Annotated in this window: 20 protein-coding genes and 1 pseudogene; 7 read left to right on the forward strand and 14 right to left on the reverse strand. The window is 43.5% G+C overall.

Features of this window, described 5'->3' with window-relative positions; genetic code table 11:
- Positions 1 to 18: 18 nt before the first annotated feature.
- Together JNN12_02975 and JNN12_02980 are read right to left on the reverse strand one after the other, a co-directional pair.
- Complete coding sequence (locus tag JNN12_02975; protein MBL7977278.1) at positions 19 to 669, reverse strand: hypothetical protein; 651 nt, start codon at positions 667 to 669, stop codon at positions 19 to 21.
- Complete coding sequence (locus JNN12_02980) at positions 666 to 2,534, reverse strand: 2-oxoacid:acceptor oxidoreductase subunit alpha (protein ID MBL7977279.1); 1,869 nt, start codon at positions 2,532 to 2,534, stop codon at positions 666 to 668. Before JNN12_02980 ends, JNN12_02975 begins: the two co-directional genes overlap by 4 nt.
- Positions 2,535 to 2,777: 243 nt before the next feature.
- Between JNN12_02980 and apaG the strand changes: the two genes are divergently transcribed.
- The 3 genes from apaG (at position 2,778) to JNN12_02995 (ending at position 4,891) form a co-directional block, all read left to right on the forward strand.
- Positions 2,778 to 3,161: a Co2+/Mg2+ efflux protein ApaG gene (gene apaG, locus JNN12_02985; GenBank protein MBL7977280.1), complete on the forward strand. Its 384-nt coding sequence runs from the start codon at positions 2,778 to 2,780 to the stop codon at positions 3,159 to 3,161.
- 279 nt (positions 3,162 to 3,440) lie between these two features.
- Entirely contained in the window at positions 3,441 to 4,091 is a 651-nt protein-coding gene (locus tag JNN12_02990) for an oxidoreductase (protein ID MBL7977281.1), read from the forward strand.
- A 302-nt stretch (positions 4,092 to 4,393) separates the two neighbouring features.
- Positions 4,394 to 4,891: a helix-turn-helix transcriptional regulator gene (locus tag JNN12_02995; GenBank protein ID MBL7977282.1), complete on the forward strand. Its 498-nt coding sequence runs from the start codon at positions 4,394 to 4,396 to the stop codon at positions 4,889 to 4,891.
- A gap of 747 nt (positions 4,892 to 5,638) precedes the next feature.
- Here the strand turns inward: JNN12_02995 and JNN12_03000 are convergent.
- The 7 genes and pseudogenes from JNN12_03000 to JNN12_03030 all read right to left on the reverse strand — a co-directional run bounded on the left by JNN12_03000 (position 5,639) and on the right by JNN12_03030 (position 8,889).
- The gene (locus JNN12_03000; protein MBL7977283.1) at positions 5,639 to 5,845 is read right to left on the reverse strand and encodes a DinB family protein; all 207 of its coding nucleotides are present in this window, start codon (positions 5,843 to 5,845) and stop codon (positions 5,639 to 5,641) included.
- 248 nt (positions 5,846 to 6,093) lie between these two features.
- Positions 6,094 to 7,068 (reverse strand): permease, encoded by a 975-nt coding sequence (locus tag JNN12_03005; GenBank protein ID MBL7977284.1) that lies wholly within the window; start codon positions 7,066 to 7,068, stop codon positions 6,094 to 6,096.
- A 9-nt stretch (positions 7,069 to 7,077) separates the two neighbouring features.
- Positions 7,078 to 7,461 (reverse strand): rhodanese-like domain-containing protein, encoded by a 384-nt coding sequence (locus JNN12_03010; protein MBL7977285.1) that lies wholly within the window; start codon positions 7,459 to 7,461, stop codon positions 7,078 to 7,080.
- 4 nt (positions 7,462 to 7,465) lie between these two features.
- Positions 7,466 to 7,576: a thioredoxin family protein gene (locus JNN12_03015; protein MBL7977286.1), complete on the reverse strand. Its 111-nt coding sequence runs from the start codon at positions 7,574 to 7,576 to the stop codon at positions 7,466 to 7,468.
- 33 nt (positions 7,577 to 7,609) lie between these two features.
- Positions 7,610 to 7,702, reverse strand: coding sequence for a thioredoxin family protein (locus JNN12_03020; protein ID MBL7977287.1), 93 nt, complete (start codon positions 7,700 to 7,702; stop codon positions 7,610 to 7,612).
- Between the two features lie 85 nt (positions 7,703 to 7,787).
- Positions 7,788 to 8,006 (reverse strand): annotated as a pseudogene (locus tag JNN12_03025) (winged helix-turn-helix transcriptional regulator).
- 520 nt (positions 8,007 to 8,526) lie between these two features.
- On the reverse strand, positions 8,527 to 8,889 hold the full coding sequence (locus JNN12_03030) for a hypothetical protein (GenBank protein ID MBL7977288.1): 363 nt from the start codon (positions 8,887 to 8,889) through the stop codon (positions 8,527 to 8,529).
- Between the two features lie 399 nt (positions 8,890 to 9,288).
- Between JNN12_03030 and JNN12_03035 the strand changes: the two genes are divergently transcribed.
- The 3 genes from JNN12_03035 (at position 9,289) to JNN12_03045 (ending at position 12,661) form a co-directional block, all read left to right on the forward strand.
- Positions 9,289 to 9,756 carry a VOC family protein gene (locus JNN12_03035; GenBank protein MBL7977289.1) on the forward strand — a complete coding sequence of 156 codons (468 nt, stop codon included), beginning with the start codon at positions 9,289 to 9,291 and terminating at the stop codon, positions 9,754 to 9,756.
- A 7-nt stretch (positions 9,757 to 9,763) separates the two neighbouring features.
- Entirely contained in the window at positions 9,764 to 10,174 is a 411-nt protein-coding gene (locus JNN12_03040) for an SRPBCC family protein (GenBank protein MBL7977290.1), read from the forward strand.
- Between the two features lie 279 nt (positions 10,175 to 10,453).
- Positions 10,454 to 12,661, forward strand: a complete 2,208-nt coding sequence (locus JNN12_03045) for a tetratricopeptide repeat protein (protein ID MBL7977291.1) — start codon at positions 10,454 to 10,456, stop codon at positions 12,659 to 12,661.
- Here the strand turns inward: JNN12_03045 and JNN12_03050 are convergent.
- From JNN12_03050 to truA, 5 genes are all read right to left on the reverse strand, one after another.
- Positions 12,658 to 13,626: a YpdA family putative bacillithiol disulfide reductase gene (locus tag JNN12_03050; GenBank protein ID MBL7977292.1), complete on the reverse strand. Its 969-nt coding sequence runs from the start codon at positions 13,624 to 13,626 to the stop codon at positions 12,658 to 12,660. The genes JNN12_03045 and JNN12_03050 overlap by 4 nt on opposite strands.
- 13 nt (positions 13,627 to 13,639) lie before the next feature.
- The gene (locus tag JNN12_03055; protein ID MBL7977293.1) at positions 13,640 to 14,134 is read right to left on the reverse strand and encodes a nucleoside deaminase; all 495 of its coding nucleotides are present in this window, start codon (positions 14,132 to 14,134) and stop codon (positions 13,640 to 13,642) included.
- Positions 14,135 to 14,265: 131 nt separating this feature from the next.
- Positions 14,266 to 14,460, reverse strand: a complete 195-nt coding sequence (locus JNN12_03060; GenBank protein ID MBL7977294.1) for a hypothetical protein — start codon at positions 14,458 to 14,460, stop codon at positions 14,266 to 14,268.
- A 4-nt stretch (positions 14,461 to 14,464) separates the two neighbouring features.
- Positions 14,465 to 15,823 carry a hypothetical protein gene (locus JNN12_03065; protein MBL7977295.1) on the reverse strand — a complete coding sequence of 453 codons (1,359 nt, stop codon included), beginning with the start codon at positions 15,821 to 15,823 and terminating at the stop codon, positions 14,465 to 14,467.
- Positions 15,824 to 15,835: 12 nt separating this feature from the next.
- Positions 15,836 to 16,570 carry a tRNA pseudouridine(38-40) synthase TruA gene (gene truA, locus JNN12_03070; protein ID MBL7977296.1) on the reverse strand — a complete coding sequence of 245 codons (735 nt, stop codon included), beginning with the start codon at positions 16,568 to 16,570 and terminating at the stop codon, positions 15,836 to 15,838.
- Positions 16,571 to 16,709: 139 nt separating this feature from the next.
- Between truA and JNN12_03075 the strand changes: the two genes are divergently transcribed.
- Positions 16,710 to 17,282 (forward strand): shikimate kinase, encoded by a 573-nt coding sequence (locus JNN12_03075; GenBank protein ID MBL7977297.1) that lies wholly within the window; start codon positions 16,710 to 16,712, stop codon positions 17,280 to 17,282.
- Positions 17,283 to 17,289 lie beyond the last annotated feature (7 nt).

Here is a 17,289-nt window from a genome sequence, read left to right on the forward strand (position 1 = left end):
TACTTGTTTATAAAGACTTTATCGTCGGGTTATTGCGTTTAACTGTAAAAGAACCAAAGAATCTAAGCGGGCACGCAATTTGGGCGAGCGGTTTTTGAAATCGGCTTCGGTTCCAACAAAAAAGTGCATCGAGGGTTCTTTATGGAACACCTCGGCATCTAAGTCATGGATGCCAACCGCGCCTTCCGGCAGGCGTTCGTCTTTGGACGCCTTATAATAGATGGGGGTTCTGTTTCCGTCTTTGCCTTCATAATAAAACTGCCAATCCACAAATCCCGGAACGAATTTAAATTGAGAAAACAAAACACCCGTGCTATCTATCCGATGAATAATGCGTTTTTCTTCTTTTTGTTCTGGCTTACCCCGAAATTGGCTATACAACACACGCACTTCGCCCTTAAAGTCTTGCGGCAGGAGAAACGTTTCTGGCTCTGTTTTGTTGTTAACAAAAAAGATAACCTGATACGCAAAATAAACCGCTATGGAAAGGGCGATCAGTGTTGTCTTGCTGCCCCAGGTTTTATGGCCCAATAACATGGCCACTACGCCCATGCCCCAAATTACCAAGCCCATGCCATAGTGCTGCGGCCACATAATGACTGCAAGCACGCCTATGATGAGCAATGCAATGCCGGCTTGGTGGGCAATATTGCGAATAGAAGGACTCATGAGGACACCATTTCTAAAATTTTTCCTTCAATTTCGGAGGATTTAAAGGGCTGGCCTTGAATTTTGTCGTATGGTATAAAATTCAGGAGATACTGATCCCGTAAAATCCGTACCAACTGCCCGTTGTTCAACTCCGGCACCAAATACTGGCGGAAACCCTTAAAAATGTCGGATAGGTCGGGGGGTAAAGGGTTTAAGTGCCGCAAGTGAATCGCCGAAACACGAAGCCCTTTTTCGCGCAAGTTGCTCACCGCTGCTTCGATGGCACCACGGGTTCCGCCCCAACCCACAACCAAGAGTTCGCCGGTGGCGTCTCCAAAAATTTCGGTAGTCGGAATTTCCTGTTGGATGCGCTGCACCTTTTCGGCCCGCCTTTTTACCATAAAGTGGTGGTTGTCGGGATCATAACTTACGTTCCCCACACCGTCTGCCTTTTCGATACCGCCAATGCGGTGCTCTAATCCGGGCGTTCCGGGCTTGGCCCAAGGACGGGCAAGGGTTTCAGGGTCTCGGACGTAAGGATGAAAGACCGATTGGTCGTTCACCGTGGCGTTGGGCGTAGTGGCAAAAGGAGACGCAAACGGACGAAGGGTTTCTACTTGGGGAATTAACCACGGTTCTGCCCCATTCGCCAGATAGCCATCGGTGAGCAAAATCACGGGCGTCATGTATTTAGAGGCAATCCGACAGGCTTCGTAAGTCATATAAAAACAGTCGCCGGGCGTAGAAGCAGCCAAAACACAAACGGGGGCTTCTCCATTCCGGCCATACATCGCCTGCAATAAATCTGCCTGTTCCGTTTTCGTGGGCAAACCCGTAGAGGGGCCGCCCCGCTGAACATTGATCACCACAAGTGGTAACTCGGTCATAACGGCCAACCCAATGGCCTCCATTTTGAGGGCCAACCCTGGACCCGAAGTACCTGTTACACCCAGTACCCCACCAAAACTGGCACCGATTGCAGCCCCCACCGCCGCAATTTCATCTTCCGCCTGTATGGTCTTGATGCCAAAATGCTTCAAACCAGAAACTTGGTGCAGAATGTCGGAGGCCGGCGTGATTGGGTATGAGGCATAGAGCACGTCAAGATCGCCACAGTCTGCAACAGCCGCAAGACCAAGGGCAATGGCTTCATTGCCGTGAATGGAGCGATAAGTCCCTTTGGGAAGTTGCGTGGAAGGCTTGACGATATATCGAACGGCAATGGCCTCGGTGGTCTCGCCATAATTCCAACCTTTTTGTAAAACGGTTGTGTTAATTTCAACAATCTGAGGCTTTTTCGAAAACTTCTGGGCAATCAGTTTTTGAATCGGTTCGATCGGACGTGAATACATCCATAAACATAACCCTAAAGCAAACATGTTTTTGGTTCGATCCATCGTCTTCTTGTCCAGTCCATAGGGCTTAAGGGCTTCATACGTCAAGGTGGTGAAAGGAACTTTAATCACCTGAAATCCATCCAATGAACTGTTTTCAAGTGGATTTTCAGTATATTTCGCCAAGTCTAAATCCCGTTTACCAAAAGCATTGCTGTTTACCAGCAACGTGCCGCCCTTACGAACCCGATGCAGGTTTACTTTTAATGCAGCGGGGTTCATGGCTACCAAAAGATTTACCTCGTCTCCAGGGGTATGGATGTCTTTAGAGCCAAAATGGATCTGGAAGGCCGAGACCCCGTAGGTAGTCCCTTGTGGTGCGCGAATTTCGGCGGGAAAATCCGGAAGAGTGGCCAAATCATTGAGCGCAAGCGCTGTGGCGAGGGTAAATTGCGTGCCCGTGAGTTGCATCCCGTCGCCAGAATCTCCGGCAAAAAGAATGGTTACTTCGTCGAGCGATGTTACGGGTTTCTGTATTGCTACTTCCATACAAGACAACTACGATGATGGATTCGGAGGACCCTGTGGGACGTACAACATCCTCCATAATGGTTTTGTAAAAGATTAAAGTACGGAACTGTTATTTTTTTTCAAGGTCCGTTATATATTCTAATAAAATCTTTGGGGATAATTCCAAGAAGAGCGGTTCTTTAACCCACTTCGGCGGCGGCTTTTGCTGTGTCACCAAGTATTTGTCCTTAAAATGTCTCATAGATCCAATATTTTGAACCCATGATCAAGTACGCCGAAACAACCCAAGCCATAACGGTCACGGTACGTCCCCTCTATCTGGATGGCCGATCCGACTTCTTTAGCCGCCGATTTGTATTTGCTTACTTTATCGAGGTGACGAATCATAGCACGGCCACCGTTCAACTGCTCAGCCGGAAATGGCGGATAGATCACGGCAATAACCGGATAGATTTCGTGGAGGGCGAAGGCGTGGTAGGACAACAACCCGTTATCGAACCCGGAGAAACCCATGCCTACAATAGTTTCTGCATCCTCGAAACCCTTAAAGGTAAAATGGAGGGGGCATATCGGATGGAACGGGAAAATGGAGAGCAATTTTGGGTAAATGTACCTGTGTTTGAGTTAATTGCAAATGCCAATTAAGGTGTAATTTTATGGAACTATCAGGCGTGCATATTTTATTAATTATGTGCATGACATCTTGCGAAGTATATACACATCCAGACATAAATACTTAAGGTTTTTGATGGAAACTCTAATCAAAAAAAACACAAAAGATGCCGCTCACTTTACATCAAAGACATCTTATAAAAAGAAAAAATAATACGATAATACTTATACGTCATTGTAAAAATATTGATGTCGAAAAATATTCTTTATGGAGTTTTGTAGCCTTAAAGAAAAACTAAAAATCATTTTTATATGAAAACAGCTGTTGTCATGGGCGGAACGGGCTTAGTTGGCCGCCACTTGGTGGATTTGTTGCTGGCTGACGATCAGTATAGTCGTGTGATTTTATTGGTGCGGAAACCTTCCGGCCAAATCCACCCCAAATTAAAGGAGCAAATCATAAACTTTGAGCAATTGGACTTTCAAACGCCCACAGACGAGGTGTTTTGTTGTATTGGAACCACCATCAAGGCGGCAGGCACGCAAGCGGCGCAATACCGCGTGGAAGTGGACTACCCCGTCCAATTGGCACAACAAGCCTTGGCACACGGCGCACGGCAATTCCTGATTGTTACTTCAACGGGGGCAGATCCAAAATCGCGTATCTTTTACAATCGCATGAAAGGAGAAGTAGAGCAAAAATTATCAAAAATAGGCTATCCTATACTGCACATATTACGCCCTTCTTTGCTACTCGGAAACCGTGCAGAGCACCGTCCCGGAGAAGCCTTTGCAACACACTTCGCCTACTGGACAAGTTGGATCATGGTGGGACCGCTACGACGGTATCGCGCAATTGAGGCTAAAAAAGTGGCACAAGCCCTAAAAAATTTAGCCCAACATAAGCAAACAGGCACTTTTTTCCATGAATCGGAAGTGTTACAAGGCTCTGATAAGCAATAAAACAACCCTGGATTTACCCGTTCAGTTTTATTTTACCTAAAGCGGGTACTCTATAGATAAGTATAAAACCAAACTCTAATTTATGAATATTTAATAATTGTCTTTATTTAATATGGGTAAATATAGGTATTAAATGTATTATATAACAGAAAGTGAATAAAACAAGATAAGTGTTTGATATAAAAAAGTGAACGGTAAAAACACTATCCTCTCTTTAAGATAGTGCATACTACATATATTGTAGAATAGTACTTGCCCTTGCCCGTAAAACATATATTTACAAAGACATAGATCAATGAAGAATGACAAGCCTCAAGCCTCAAGCCTCAAGCCTCAAGCCTCAAGCCTCAAGCCTCAACTTGACAATAAAAGAAGGCTTAAACAAATCTAAGCTTAGCATTCTTGAAGAAGAAGAACTTTTACATGCTGTTATTGAAGGATATCTTGCTCTTCTTTTACAACAAATTCTCCCGATTGAATGCCCAGCCAAGATTAAAGAATTCTACCTCCTATTATTACGAAATCTTTTTAATGGATACCGAATCAGTGAAGCCAAGGCCGAATGTGGTTTCCAAGACCAAAACTTTTCCCGCTTATTCGCAAAATGGGTTGGGATGAAACCAAAAGAATTCTGTTCAGAACATACAATGGCTGTTGGGGCATTCTTGCTGTGCGAAACGTCTTGTAGCATTGGTGAGATTGCCTTAGCACTTGGCTTCCAAAACCAAGATGCCTTTGGAAAGGCGATCAAACGCAAGTATGGGGTTGGGCCGGTCCAACTTAGGTTGCAATCCAAATAAACTGCATAGAAGCAGACTTTTATCTATTGTTTTATCTATTGTTTTGTCTAATTGAATGTTTGTTAGAGTGTTTACTTTAGCAAGTCATAATTGGATGGGTTGATTAAGAAAAAGCGCGAAACTTAAGAAAATGCAGTATTAATGTTAACAACTTATTCAAGTATTAATGCCAAACCACTTCCAAATACTGCTAAATATAATTATGCTATTTCCTATGGCATAGAAAATGCACCCATGAATATATCCCTTAATTCAAAGGTGGTTACTTTGAGCAGTATTACGTGTTCCGCCTTGGCTCCTTGTAAGATTACAATTAAGGAACAATTGCCTTATGGAACAGTTACTATAACAACTATTAGGGCTCCTTCCGAAGTCTGTGAAGAATTCAAAAGAATAATTGAAGCTCTTCAACTAATTTCATTTTAGTCGTTAAAAAAATAGGTGTATATCATAAGTTTCCACAAGCAGCCATCCATACTTTCAATATTAATTTGGAAACCTATAGGTTGCATGTGTATTGTAAATTTGAGTGCACCCTCTCTTTTTCTTATTCACAAAAAAAATTATCTTGTTGCAAGTCATACAACGATGTTCAGAGTGAAATTGAATGACTTCAATTTTAGCGTCAGATTTCGCAATAGAAGATTACTTGGTGTTTTGTGCTTCGCTGTTACAAGTGGTAAAAAGCAACATCACTAGTGTTGCAAATGATAGAATAAACTTATTTGATTTCATTGTATTTAAATTTTAAATGGTTTCGTATTTATTAATAATTGCCAATTGACCTGCGTGGTAAGCCGTATGTGAAACAATTCTGCCAAAGGCTTCTGCTTTGGTTTTTGTTCCAAATTGTTTTGTAGTGATGGAGCTTTCCCAATCTTCGTCTGATTGCTTCTCCACTATTGATTTCAGTTTTTCAAAAGATTCAGCTACATAGTTTTTTAAGCCTTCCAAATCTGTCCATTCGCCTGTATCTCGTTTTTAGATGACTGTTTTTGCCGTTACTTTTATTGAACTGTCGCCAAATACATTTTTGGCAAAAAGCAACACTACATCACCAATGTGGCGAGTTAAAAAACCAACCAAATTGGGCGAAGTGCCAAGTTTCTTTTGTAAATCTATTTCGGATAAATTATCTAACTGATTGGTAAATCATGTTCGGGATTCTATCCAAAGTTCAAGCAATATTTCCGTTTTGTTTTTCATAATAAGATGTTAAATAAGAATCCTGAAAGGATGATGAATAATGTAACCACCCCAAAGTAGATTGCTATCAATTTCATTGTCATTACTTTTTTAAGTAGTGTGGCTTCTGGTATTGACAATCCAACGGTTGCCATCATAAAAGCAATTCCAGTTCCAAGTGGGACACCTTTAGTAACAAAAACTTGAATCACAGGGACAATTCCTGCGGCATTGGCATACATAGGCACTGCAACAATTACGGCAAGCGGAACTGTCCACCATTGTCCACCACCTAAATATTGCCCAAAAAAGTTTTCGGGAACATAACCGTGCATTGCCGCTCCAATACCAATACCGATTATCACATACAAAACAACACCTTTTACGATATCCCAAGCACCACGAGTAATTTCAGGTAATCGTTGGCGAAAAGTCAATTTTTCTTCTTCATATTCGCCTTGTTGCATTTTGTTTTCCAAAATTTTCTTAACCCAATCAGAAAGCAAAGGTACAAGGTCGAGTTTGCCCAAAAACCAACCGCCAAACGTACCCAATAAAATACCTGATGCTGCGTAAATGATGGTTGCTTTTATCCCAAACATTCCAATAAACATTGCAATGGCTACTTCATTCACCAAAGGCGAAGTAATCAGAAAAGCAAAAGTTACTCCTAAAGGGATACCACTTTGTACAAAACCGATGAATAAGGGTACGGAAGAACAAGAGCAAAAAGGTGTTATGGCTCCAAATATGGAAGCAAACAAATATTCTAAGCCATACAATTTTTTTCTATTTAGAAAATTCTTGAGTTTTTCAATGGGTAAATAAGCATTCACAATGCCCATTAAAAACACAATCAAAAACAACAGAATGAGAATTTTCAATGAGTCGTACACAAAGAAATTAAGTGACGTTCCCAAACGGGTTTCTGTACCTAAACCAAAAACGGAGTAAATGAGCCAGTCAGCGAAATGTTGTATCCAATCAAACATAATTAACTTTTAGCAACAACCCGAAGTTGAACAACAAGAATCACTGCCTGAAACTATAGATGTATTCCCTTTAATCGGAAAGTCCTTTTGCACCCAACGAGCAATACCGTGTTGCATATTCACAACTTTATCATAACCGTGATTTACTAAAAAACCTGCCGCTCTTAAACTTCTGCCACCACCTTTGCAAACCATTACCACATCTTTATCCTTGGGGATTTCATTAAAGCGTTCTTCAAATTCACTTAGCGGAATATTAATAATATTAGGCACATCATAAGCCAATTCTCTTACTTCATCTTTTTCACGGACATCAACCAATAACGCTCCGCTTTTCACCCATTCTTGAGTAGTCGTTGGGCAAATTTCTTTTACTAAATTTTGATTTTCCATTGGTTTATTTCTTCAAGAGTTCAATAATTTCGTTCACTTGTGCAACCCTGCCTTTGATTTTGATTTGGTCATCAATCATCAATACTGGCGTGGTGAGCACATTGTACTTCATCATTTCTTCTATGTCTTCTACCTTTTCTACATTGGCTTAAATGCTGGTATGTTTGAGTGCTTCAAGCACATTGCTGTAGGTGGTTTTGCACTTTGGGCAACCTGGTCCTAATACTTTTATCTGTGTCATATTTTTGGTTTTTTATTTATTCAGTTCGCAAACTTACGAATATTAATTCGTAGTTCGCAATATTACGAACACTATTTTGAAAAAATTATTCAAAAACCTTGTTCGGCAACGATTTAGCAAGTTTTAAATTTTCTCTATTGATGCAGTATTTCGTTGTAGGTGGTGTAATATCACCCTAAATCAATACTCCGTCTTTTAATTCCTTTAAATGTTGAGAAAGTGTGGATTTGGCGATTGGAAGTTCTTCAGCCATATCTCCGTGAAAACAACATGCCTGAGAATTGAGTAATTCCAAAATTGCAATGCGAACAGGGTGTCCTAGTGCTTTTGCAAATCTTGCGGTCTGTTCTTGCTATTTGGTAAAATACTCGTTTTTAATAATTTTTGGCATCTTTTATCGTTTTATTGTTCGCAAATGTACGAACAATAATTTAGAAACCATTCTGTGCAGTCAACTATTTGTCTCGGGTGGTGAGTGGGCTTGGGTGCGTTGGGGCCAAAATTAAATGTGCTGTTTTGTGTCGGCTGGTGGAAAGGGAAACAGCTCTTTTAATTTTTCGAAGTGTTGGCATTTTTCGTTCGCTTTTCTGTTTGTTTATTGTCGGTCGTGTCGTCTTTTAGGATGAGGCATGACTGGTCAATATATGAAAGTTTCGTCGTACTTTTTTAAGATTCAGCCTATCAAATAGGCTTTTTATTTTTTCAAGTGTCAGATTACTTACATGAGTATATCTAAGGCCACTCCCCCTACACTTTTATAAGCGAATAAAAAACAAGTGTATAAGCCATTTTGGATCGTTCTTGAAGAAGGTTTCCATCATCCATTATTGTGGGAGTTTGTTTGCTTTTGGTCTTTGGACAGCGGACTGGAGCATATCGAAACCATGCCGGAGAAAACTTTTTCGTTTGGAGGTATTGATGATTTTGTCGTTCCGGTCTTTATGGGGTTTCAAACGAATGGCCTTATGATGGGGGTGTAGCCAGTGCCCAACGTGCATCAGTAGCGCTGCCGCAACAAAAACAACGTCGAGCAGGGTACAAAACCAATCCAAGCTAAGTCGAGACGATGCTACGTCCATATCACGCTTTTTGATGCTTTGGAAAAACGCTTCAATCCCCCAACGTTTCCTAAACCGGACTTTCGGAAGCACTTTTGTCTTGCCTACCGGCATTTGATCTATCCACATATTCGCCTTTTTCGGAGAAAGACCATGCATCAACTACAACCGGAATTTGGCTAAGGCGTCTTGGCGCTCAACATATCGGAAAAGGTCTTTAATGCCGGAAAGCGAAGCGGGAACTTGATGCCAAAAACGAATTGACGTATTTTGTCGGAGAAGGATTGCTGCATCTTGGTAGTTGTTGATTCAACCTAAAACTCCTTTAGATACAACCGCAATCTTTTTTTATTTACTTATTTTTATTTAATTTAGGCCATTCCCCAAAGCTGTAGGCGGGAGTGGTCCATTTGATAGGCTGAATCTTCAAAAAGAATAATAAATTTGTCGTACTTTTTGTATTCATGAGTTAGTGGCAATTTTACCGAGACACTACACAAACAAAACAAACAGTAAAAAATAATTGATATGAAAGTTCAACAAAAAATTACACCTTGCCTTTGGGTTGAAAAAGACGCAAAAGCAGTAGCAGATTATTACCTATCTATTTTCAAAGACGGTAAATTGAAAGACTATCAGAAATTTAAAAATCCGCCTGAATTTGGAGGACAAGAATTTGACACCGCAATAATGGAAATTGCAGGAGTAGAATTTTCCATTCTTGCAGCAGGACCATTATTTACATTTAATGAAGCTGTTTCTTTCGTAATCAATACCGAAGACCAAGCCGAAACCGATTATTTTTGGAAGGCTTTGACAACTAATGGAGGCGAAGAAGGTGTTTGTGGTTGGTGCAAAGACAAGTATGGTTTATCGTGGCAAGTAGTTCCTGTTGAATATGTTGAACTTATTAATAGTGAAGACCCTGCAGTAAAAGAAAAAGCATTGACGAACACTTTTAAAATGAAAAAACTGATTCTATCGGAACTTAAATAACTTAATTATGGACAATAAAATAACGGTAACGACAACCATAAATGCATACGCAAAGAAAGTTTGGGACTGTTACACAAACCCGAAACACATTGTAAATTGGAATTTTGCCGACCCAAGCTGGCATTGTCCGACTGCTACGAATGATATGAAAGTTGGAGGTGTTTACAAAGCAAGAATGGAAGCCAAAGACGGAAGTTTTGGCTTTGACTTTGAAGCCGTTTATACAGAAATACACAATGGTGAAAGTTTTGCCTATGAATTTGGTGGGCGACAAGCTTCAGTCGTGTTCAAAGAGCAAAACGGGCAGACCACAGTTAATGTAACTTTTGACCCCGAAACGCAAAATCCAGTTGAAATGCAACAACAAGGTTGGCAAGCGATTTTAAATAACTTCAAAAATTATACAGAACAAAGTTAACGGGCAAAAAACTGCCCATAACAAGGTATTGCCAAAAGCGGGGATGACGTACTTCTGTGAAACTATTGTACTAAACCGAACATTAGTTTTTCAAATCAACAGTAGTGCTGAATCGCCCTGCCTTCGGCAATACCGGAACCGTTATATAACAGCTTAAAATAACGATAAGATTATTAATGACGATGCGATTTATTATCAGCAAGCCCTATTTGGTGAACGAGTTGAACACGGCAACAAGATCGGGCTTTAGAAATTATGGCATCGGTCATAAAAATTTGTATGACGCATCCGAAAATCCTAAATTATTGGATCATTCAATTGCGCACTATGAATCGTTTTACCACTCACATTTCTTGGGTACTGCTCCCCTTCTTGGTGTTGGGGATGTTTTTTTTCGTCGCAGCCTGTCAGACAGGATCGGATGACGCTGACCTTTCGTCGGCCCCTAATCCCTTTAAAAACCTTGGCGCATCCTTTGTTGGTGACGAATCCTGTGCCACTTGCCACGAAGACTTGGTGGCCCGCTACGAGTCGCACGGGATGGCTAACTCGTTTTATGCCTTGACGGATGCGAATACGGTCGAAAACTTTGGTACTGCCCCCATTTTCCACGAGGCCACTGGTTATTATTACCGCCCGTTCCGTGAAGGTGGAAAGTTTTTTCAGGAAGAATACCGTATGGAAAATGGAGAAAAGACTACTTCTCTTATACGTGAGATGAACTATGTGGTGGGAAGCGGTACAGCAGCACGCACCTATATTACCGTAGAGAATGGCCGACATTATGAACTTCCGCTCACATGGTACACCCAAGAAAAAAAATGGTCTTTCAGCCCCGGATACCAAGAAAAAAACGCTCGTTTCAGCCGCGAGATACCCGATCGTTGCATGGCCTGCCATAATTCGTATCCGGAAAGCGTACCTTTTGTTGAAGGGAAATACACAAAAATGCCACAGGGAATCAGTTGTGAGCGCTGCCATGGGCCCGGTTCGCTGCACGTTGAAGAACGGACGGCAGATCCGGATATTAAAGGGACCGATTATACCATTGTAAATCCCAAACACCTTTCTTTAGACCGCCGATTAGATGTCTGTCAGCAATGCCATTTACATGGCCCCGTTTCGCTCTTGCGCGAAGGCGTAAAAGCCTTTGATTTCCGCCCTTCGATGGTATTATCCACCCATGTTTCGGTATTTAAAGTGGCCAATGCAGATGCAAATGGCCAAATTTCGGTGGTATCTCATGCCGATCGGATGAAAGAAAGTGCTTGCTTTATAGGCGCTATATCCACCAAGAAGCCAATGGATTGTACCACTTGCCACGATCCACACGAGGGTTTTAGGAAAAAAGGGACCGATTATTTTAATAAGCAATGCCTTTCGTGCCACCCTGCAGCAGCCTTACCCGCAAAAGTGGCTGTGAATGAAAAAACAAACCATCAGACCACCTCAAATTGTATCTCGTGTCATATGCCAAAGACGCAAACTGCCGATGCGCCGCACTCTTCATTCACAGATCATTTGGTGCGTGTGGTTCGTTCAGGCAAAGTGCGGTACGAGGAGTCGGTAAAGACTGGCCCGATTGAACTAAAGCCTCACTTTCCAGACAAGTCTCCCGAAGCCGACATTTATGCGGGCATGGCGTATATGGTTTATGGCCGTCGGATGGACCGAGAAGATTTGTTACAGAAAGGCATTGACTTGCTCAGGGAGCGCCTGCCAAACTTCCCCAAGATGGGTGAAGCCATGTTCTCGCTGGGTTATGCACTTTTTCTTCAGGGCGCATTCGATGAGGCCATTTCGTGGATGGAAAAGGCCAACGCCCAGAACAGTGGCATTCCGGAACGGCTGAATGGACTGGCACAAGCCTACGAGGCCGCTGGAAGACCGGCCAATGAGGCCGAAAAACTATACCGTAAGGCGTTGGAAATACAACCTGCCGCAGCCAATATCCGCACCAATTTGGGACGTTTGCTGGAAACCCAAGGAAGACTAAACGAAGCAATTGAGGCATACAAGGCCGCCGTTGTAGAAGACCCGTGGCAAACCGAAGCCAACTATAACCTTGGAACGCTTTTCTTTAAACAAAATAATGCCGCAGAGGCCGAAAAATACCTGTTGCAGGCGGTACGACTCAATCCGGATCACCTCAATGGCTTGGGGAATCTGGGAGTTTTGTTTGCGAAGAGAGGCGCCCTAAAAGAAGCCGAACAAATGTTCCGGCGTACTACGCGCCTGAATCCAAATAATGCGGCCATGCTAAATAATTTGGCCTCGCTTTATATCCAAACCAACCGCTTCGCAGAAGCCAAACCGCTTTTGGAACAATCGGCACAATTGGTTCCAAATAATGCAGCAACCATGGGAACCTTGGCTGCTGTTTATTACCAGATAGGACGTAAAGCAGATGCTGTTGCGATGGCAAAACGTACTTTGACGATTGACCCTAGCAACGGAATGGCCCAACAAGTCTTACAAGCCCCCTAAGCCAGGACGCGCTTTTTAAGAATATCTGCCACAATCATATCGGCATGAATGCGGCTATTTTCAATAAACCAGACATTGGTGCGCAATCCGCCACACACCACACCCGCCAGATAAACACCAGCGCGGTTGCTCTCCATGGTTTCGCGGTTGTGGATCGGCGTCTGCCAAACGTCCGACTCGAACGCCAATCCAAAATGACGTAGCATCTCGAAGTCTGGCCGATAGCCTGTCATGGCAAAAACCCAATCGTTCTCCATTCGGGTCAATCCATTGGGTGTATTTACTACGATATGCTGTTCGGCAATTTCCTGTATGGTCGAATAATAATAGGCTTTGATGGATCCATCTTGAATCCTATTCTCCAAATCCGGCTTAATCCAATATTTCACCTTATCCGAAACTTCCGCTCCTCGAATCACCAATGTTACTTCCGCACCATGTCGGTAAAGGTCTAGTGCCGCCTTTGCAGCAGAGTTTTTGGCACCAATTACCACTACTTTTTGTTGGGCATAGGCAAAAGGCTCTTTGTAGTAGTGAATAACTTTAGGAAGACCGCTTCCCGGCACCTCTAATGGATTTGGGCAATCAAAAAAACCCGTAGCAATGACCACATCTTTTGCCTCGTATAATCCTTTTTCGGTTTGGATGCCAAATCCACCTACTTCTCCACCAATTTCAATGACCCGCTCGTATAATCGGATGTTCAGCTCTTCCACCCGTACCACATGACGGTAGTATTCCAAAGCCTCCGCACGGACCGGTTTATAATGGCGGGTGGTAAAGGGGATGCCGCCAATTTCTAACAATTCTGGCGTGGAGAAAAATTCCAAGTCGGTGGGATAACCAACAAACGAATGTACCAAAGCCCCTTTTTCGAGGATCAGATGCGAAAGCCCGGCGCGCTTGGCGGCAATCCCGCAGGCAAGACCCAATGGCCCGGCTCCAATGATTACTATATCGTACATTTTAGATAACCGATTAATTATTTTGGGCGTTTTCAGGCCGCATCCGTTGCTGATGGAAAAATGTTTTAAGTAGTTGTGCCGAGAGGTCTGCCTCTACGCCCGATACAACCTCCATCCGGTGGTTAAAGCGCTTGTCCTGAACCAAATTGTGCAACGTTCCACAGCACCCTGCTTTTTCGTCGAAAGCGCCAAAAACCAATCGCGCAAGACGTGCCATCACCAAAGCACCAGAACACATTGGACAAGGCTCCAAGGTCACATAGAGTGTGCAGCCATACAACCATTTGGTTCCAAGGGTTTCACAGGCAGCAGTAATGGCCAGAATTTCGGCATGGGCTGTAGGGTCTTGTAATTGTTCCACTTGGTTATGGCCGCGCCCGATGATCATCCCTTCCTTTACCACCACAGCACCCACAGGAACCTCCCCTGCTTGGGCGGCTCGTTCTGCTTCTTTCAAGGCATATTTCATCCAACGTTTTTCGGTATTGAGCAAGCTATCCAAAGACATATTAGCACTTTTTGACATTCAAGATACGATGCTGTTCGCTATAAAGGTTGGCTCTTGACAGGAAATGAGCAAGACAAAAAAAATCCTCCGCCAGTGACAGACGAAGGATTCTCAATTTATCATAAAGCCGTTTATTTCTTGCGGTTTAAAATGCCATTCACCACGCCCAAAACAATAAAGACCACCAAAAGCAAGACCAGCATGCGCAGGCTAATGCCTAAGAGTGTTTGGGCAATATCCACCACCACGCCTAACAGCGAAAAGGCCGACATCAAAACAATGGCAATCATGAGTAAGCGAAGAATATGTTGTAAACTGGTTTTCATAGCATTAAAACGTCCAATAGTGCGAGGCAGAGAGGGCATTCCCATTTTGGTCAAATCCCCCTATAACCAATATTCGTCCATTTGTCCAATTAGTTGCAGTATGACCAAAACGCCGTTCGGGTAAAAAAACGGTTTCACCAAAGCGATACATCTTTTGGGAGAGCGGTGCATAAGCTTCGATGCTCCGAAGTGCGTCGTTGGGTGCATTGACTACACCACCCATGAAAACTATGACATTATTGGGCAAAATGCTACTGCTATGACGGATTCTTGACGATTTAAAAGCGGCCATCGGCACCTCGGTGAGAGAAGTGCCTCGCTGGTAGAGGCGAAAATTCGCAGAAGAGGGTGCTGAGGTACTCGAAAAACGCGCCCCAGTAATCAAAAAACGTTGTTCTGAAGGATTATTGAGGGTGAGATACCGGATGAGGCTCGGTCCTTCCATCGGTTTAAAAATAAATCCGAATGTAGGCCCTGCAGACAACAAAGAGTCGTTTCGGAAGCGAAATACCCGTAAATCCTGCCGTGTACCCAGGGTAGGCGAGGTGCCATAGCGAATATCACCTCGTCCACCAAAAAGGTAAATGAGCAAGTCTTTTGGTTTTTGGGGGTCAGGCATGGTGTAAGCCACGTGGTTTGTCCGACGAATGGGATCGCTAAAACCCACTGGCACCGTCGAAAAAACTTCTAATTCGGGATCATAGACCTCTACGGTTTCTACCAAGTCATTGATGGTAACCGGATTATCCCTCCTACTTCCGCCCAGGAGGAGTGCCCGGCCATCCGGCAAAACGACCGAAGCATGTCCGGTTCGGGCAGCAACCATGCGGCCACGGGTCAGTTGCGGCGACTCATTTTGTGGGTCAATCACAAATGCTTCGTTTATTGCCGGATCATTATAGCGTTTGGCACCGCCAGAGATAAGCAACTGACCTGTTGGCAAGAGGGTCGCACTATGTCCGCCAACGGCATAGGGCACTGTGATTGAGCCGGGGGTTAGACGGGGGTACAAGCGAAGAATTTGGAGGGTATCCCGCGCTACCAACCCATCTATATCGGTTGCGGCAATTACAATGGTGTTCACACCCGATTTAAGGCTCACGTTGCCTTCCCATCTCCCATTGGCCCGATTAAAAGCGACCTCATCGCCACGTATCGTAACGTTTTTAATCTCTTGAAACGAAGACGCCTCTACGGAAACAAAAACAGTAAAATCATCCACCACCACATCTGGGTTTTGTGGCGAAAACACTTTAATGCCAGGGGCTTTAGGTTCAACAAACTCACGCTCACACCCAGTAAACAGAACTACAAGCGATAACAAAAGAAATGTGTAAATTCGTTGGTAAACCAAATGAGACATAGTTATGATAGATTAATAGCGAACATATTCCAACACTAAGCCATATGCTGGTGCTGCATATCCAGCCATCCGACGATCTTGTGAAGCAAGAATGGTTTTAAGGGATTCTGGGTTTCGTTTACCATGCCCTACTTCCATCAACGTTCCCACAATCGCACGCACCATCCCATGCAAAAAACGATTGGCAGCAATTTCAAAACAATAAAACCCTTCGGTGGCTTCCGAAATCCACTCGGCACGAGTAACGAAACAAATCCGGTTTTGGGTTTCGGATTGGGTAAGGCAGAATGAGCCAAAATGATGCTCTCCCACCAAAAAACGGGCGGCTTCGTTCATCTGGTCTATGTTTGGAACAGGTCTTACCAACCAGCGAAAGCCACGTTCCAAGGTAAACGGTTTGGTGGAAATCCGATATCTATACCCGCGCTCTGTTGCATCAAATCGGGCATGAAAACCTGTCGGGGCTTCTTCTACAGCACGGATGGCAATAGTTGCAGGCACAAGGCCATTCAAGGATTTTTGCAGGCGGTATGGTTCAATCAACCGTGGTGCCACAAAATGGGCAACTTGTCCACGGGCATGTACCCCTGCATCTGTTCTGCCCGATCCAATCAGCCTAATTTCTTGCTTAAACAAGACATAAAGTGCTTTTTCGAGGGTCTCCTGTATGGTCATCCGGTTCTCCTGAATTTGCCATCCGGCAAAGGAAGCACCATCATATTCTATTAATAAACGATAGGTCACCATAAAATTTTAGATATTGAATTCAGAAAGTCATCTGGTCTAGGGTTTCGGTCAGAATGTACCGCTGAGCGGTTTTGTATTGCTTGCATACAGACGACTTAAAGCACTACCTTGCACCATTTCCTTAAAGTTAAGAACAATCATGCCCGAACGGATTTACTTAACCGGATTTATGGGGTGCGGAAAGAGTACCATCGGCACCATTTTGTCTAATGTCTTGGGCTATATGTTTCTGGATCTGGATGTAGAGGTAGAAAAACACATTAGAATGGATATTCCTACATACTTTACCCAGTTTGGAGAAAAAGCATTCCGGCGTGTAGAATCCGAGGCATTGTTTAAAACCGCTACCTTGAAACACCATGTAATTGGATTGGGGGGTGGCTCGCTTGTGCAACCGGAAAACCTAAAATGGGTGCTTCGGAATGGTTTGGTGGTGTATCTTGCCTTATCTGCGGAGGAACTAACCGAGCGGCTGCGGTATAGTACCCATCGCCCGCTCTTGTTGGATGAAAATGGACAAGTGGTTTCTCGAACGGTTTTGTATAAGCGGATTTCCGAGATATTGGCTGTCCGAAAACCGTTTTATGAACAGGCCCATATTAAAATCAACATAGCCAAGCAACAAGTAGGAGAATCGGTCGATGCAGTTGCACGGGCGGTACACCACTATCGGATTCCTCCAAACAAGTTAAACCCTAATTCTTTAAAATAACCAGATA

This window comes from Bacteroidetes Order II. bacterium (assembly GCA_016788705.1).
In the GTDB taxonomy this organism is placed as follows: domain Bacteria; phylum Bacteroidota; class Rhodothermia; order Rhodothermales; family UBA2364; genus UBA2364.